This is a genomic window from Streptomyces spongiae (assembly GCF_009377185.1).
Classification (GTDB): domain Bacteria; phylum Actinomycetota; class Actinomycetes; order Streptomycetales; family Streptomycetaceae; genus Streptomyces; species Streptomyces spongiae.
Map to the genome: position 1 here is coordinate 1 of NZ_VJZC01000826.1, position 3,430 is coordinate 3,430.

At 71.7% G+C, this 3,430-nt stretch carries 3 protein-coding genes; all 3 read left to right on the top strand.

Translation table 11 applies throughout. From position 1 onward, the window contains the following. The first annotated feature begins 1 nt into the window (after nucleotide 1). A complete protein-coding gene (locus tag FNH08_RS47345) occupies nucleotides 2–646 on the top strand; it encodes a GNAT family N-acetyltransferase (protein ID WP_322726575.1) in 645 nt (214 codons plus the stop codon). Nucleotides 647–839: 193 nt separating this feature from the next. Beyond that, nucleotides 840–2,330, top strand: a complete 1,491-nt coding sequence (locus FNH08_RS47350; RefSeq protein WP_152778090.1) for an FG-GAP-like repeat-containing protein — start codon at nucleotides 840–842, stop codon at nucleotides 2,328–2,330. A 150-nt stretch (nucleotides 2,331–2,480) separates the two neighbouring features. Beyond that, nucleotides 2,481–3,430, top strand: a 950-nt coding sequence (locus FNH08_RS47355; RefSeq protein WP_322726576.1) for an ArnT family glycosyltransferase, incomplete at its 3' end; no start/stop codon positions are given.

Below are 3,430 nucleotides of genomic sequence, written 5' to 3' on the forward strand. Positions count from 1 at the left end.
GGTGGGTCTCAGACTTGACGGGCCGGTACTGGAGGGCTCGCTCGTACGGCTGGAGCCGTTGGACCGACGGCACGCGGCGGACCTGGCCGCGGCCGCGGAGGAGGACCGGGGTTCGTACGCGTACACCTGGGTGCCCGGGGCGGACGAGGTCGGGTCGTACCTGGACGCTCAGTTCGGCCGGGCGGCGGAGGGCAGGCTCGCTCCGTACGCCCAGGTGGCGAAGGCGTCGGGGCGGGCGGTCGGGGCCACCGCCTTCTGGGACCCGCGGTGGTGGCCGGACGGGCGCGGCCCGTACGCCGTGGAGGTCGGGTTCACCTGGCTCGCGGCCTCGGCGCAGGGCACCGGGATCAACGCCGAAGCCAAGTACCTGCTGTTCCGGCACGCCTTCGAGGTCTGGGGCGTGGAGCGGGTCGACCTGAAGACGGACGCGCGCAACGCACGCTCCCGTGCGGCGATCGCCGCGGCGGGGGCGCGGTTCGAGGGCGTACTGCGGAACTGGTCCGTGTCGTGGGCGCCCGGCGAGGACGGGCGGCTGCGGGACTCCGCGATGTTCTCTATCGTCGCCGAGGAGTGGCCGGAGTGCCGCGAGCGGATCGAGGAGCGGTTGTCCCGGTACCGGACGTCGGCGGGTACCGGCTGCCCGTGAGCAGCGGCCATCCGTGAGCAGCGGCCGTCCGTGAGCAGCGGCTTTCCGTGACCACGGCCGTGGGCGAACGGCTGGTTACACAACCATGACATCCGGGCGTACAACCGGATGCTTGCCTTCCGAGTCCTCCTGTGTGGGGGCGCGACGCGCGGCGCGTGTCGTGGTGAACTCGACCGACTCGAAAGGCAGTTGTATGTCCCGAGCAGGACGCAGGATCCGTACCGCACGGCTGGGCTCGCCCGTTGCCACCGCGGTGCTGCTCGCCGGGGGGCTCAGTGCCTGGGCCCTCACCGGAGCCCCGGCCATGGCCGCCCCCGCCCCGTCGGTGGACGTCCAGGACGACTTCAACGGCGACGGATACGCCGACCTCGTCATCGGGGCACCGAACGCCACGGTGTCCGAGAAGGCGAAAGCCGGCTACGTGGCCGTCACGTACGGCTCGGCGAACGGGCTCTCGACCTCGAACAAGAAGATCGTGAGCCGGTCGACCAGCGGCATACCCGGCTCCGCCACCGCCGACCAGCGCTTCGGGCAGACCTTCACCAAGGGCGACCTCGACGGCGACGGCTACGGCGACCTCGTGATCGCGGGCGGCACCGCGGGCTCCGTCGTCATGTGGGGCTCCGCCTCGGGGCTCACTGGTGGCACGGCGATCGCCGGATACGGGGCCGCGCCGCAGGCCGGTGACTTCGACGGGGACGGCAAGACCGACCTCGCGCTGTTCTCCCAGCAGAACGTCGGCGGGGACGACCCCGCGGGCGCCGCGGCCACCCTCTGGAAGGGTCCGATCTCACGGAGCGGCACCCCCGCCTCCGTACTCAACATCCTCGACAAGTCCGAGTGGTGGGGCTACGGCGAGGACGACGCCTCGTGCGCCACGGGCAGCGGTTGCGAGGAGGACGGCGACTCGATCACCGGGCCCGTCCGCAACGGCCACGTCGGCGACATCAACGGTGACGGCAAGGACGACATCGTCCAGTGGACCTACACCGGTGACGGCACGTGGGGCAACCGGCTGCTGTACGGCGGCGCGTCGGGCTTCACCACCGAACGGGCCCCCGGCGACACCACGGGCTCCGTCCCGGGCACCGGCGTGGGCGACGTGAACGGTGACGGCTTCGACGACGTCGTGGTCGGCGGCGACAGCTGGAGCGGCAAGGTCCGCGTCGCCTACGGCTCGGCCTCCGGCCTGACCGACGCCAACACCAAGTCCTTCGACCAGAGCCTGTCCGGCTTCTACGGCGCGGAGGAGGAGGGCGACGGCCTCGGCGCGGCGGTCTCCGTGGACGACGTGAACGGCGACGGCTACGCCGACATCGCGCTCGGCATCCCCGGCGAGGACTTCAGCGGCCTCACCGACGCCGGTTCGTTCGCCCTGGTGCCCGGCAGCGCCTCCGGCTTCACCGGTACGGGCAGTCAGGTCTTCCACCAGAACACCGACGGGGTGCCCGGAGTCGCCGAGACGGGCGACAAGTTCGGTGCCACGACCGCGCTCCTCGACGTCAACGGCGACGGCCACCGCGACATCACCGTCGCGTCCACCGCCGAGAACGGCGACAACGGCGCCGTCTGGTCGCTGCGCGGCACGTCCAGTGGCCTGACCACGACGTCCGCCCTCGCCTTCGGCCCGGGCGACCTGTCCGCGCCCGCCACGGACGCGCTGTTCGGGTACAGCCTGCGCTGACCCGCCCGGCAGAGCGACAGGACGGGCCGTACACCCGCCGCCCCCGTTGGGGAAAGGATGTACGGCCCGTTACCCGTCCCTGTATGAATTCACAGCTGGCTGCCAGGACCGCCACAGTGCGCGCCCAACCCGCCGCCGCATGGTGCGCTGGTGACATCTGCCACTGACCCACACCCCCACGCGTCCGTGACCTCCGCGACCTCCGCGACCTCCGGCCCACAGGCATCGGCCGCGGAACCGCCCGCGCCCCCGCCCACCACGGAACCACCCACCACGGAACCACCGGAGACGGCAGGGCCTTCGACGGCACCCCGCTGGTCGCTCCCCACCCTGGTCGCGATCCTGATCCTGGCGGCGGCGCTGTACTCCTGGAACCTCTCGTCCTCCGGCCTCAACAGCTTCTACAGCGCCGCCGTCCTGAGCGGCACGCAGAGCTGGAAGGCGTGGTTCTTCGGGTCGTTGGACGCGGGCAACTTCCTCACCGTCGACAAGCCGCCCTTCGTCCTGATGGTCATGGGCCTGTCCTGCCGGGTCCTCGGCTACGGCACCTGGCAGATGATGGCGCCGCTGATCGCGTCCGCGCTCGGGACCATCTGGATCGTGCACGCGTCGGTGAAACGGGTGTGGGGCCACGGCGCGGCGGCCGTCGCCGCCCTCGTCCTCGCGCTGACCCCGATCACGGTCGCCATCAACCGCGACAACAACCCCGACACGCTGCTCGTCTTCCTGATGGTGGCGGGCGCGGCCCTCGCCCTGCGCGCGACGCGGGACGGCAGGCTGCTGCCGCTGCTCGGCTCGGCGGTGTGCTTCGGGCTCGCCTTCAACACGAAGATGCTCCAGGGCTACATCGCACTGCCGGCCGTCTTCGCCGTCTACCTGTACGCGGCGAACCTCGGCCTGGTGAAGCGGATCGTGAACCTGCTGCTCGCGGGCGTGGCGCTGGCCGTGTCGAGCTTCTGGTGGGCGGCGGCGGTGTCCCTCGTGCCCGCCTCGGACCGCCCGTACATCGGCGGCTCGACGGACGGCACGGCCTGGGACCTGATCATGGGCTACAACGGCCTGGGTCGCGTTCTCGGCGGTGAGGGCAACGGCGGAGGCGG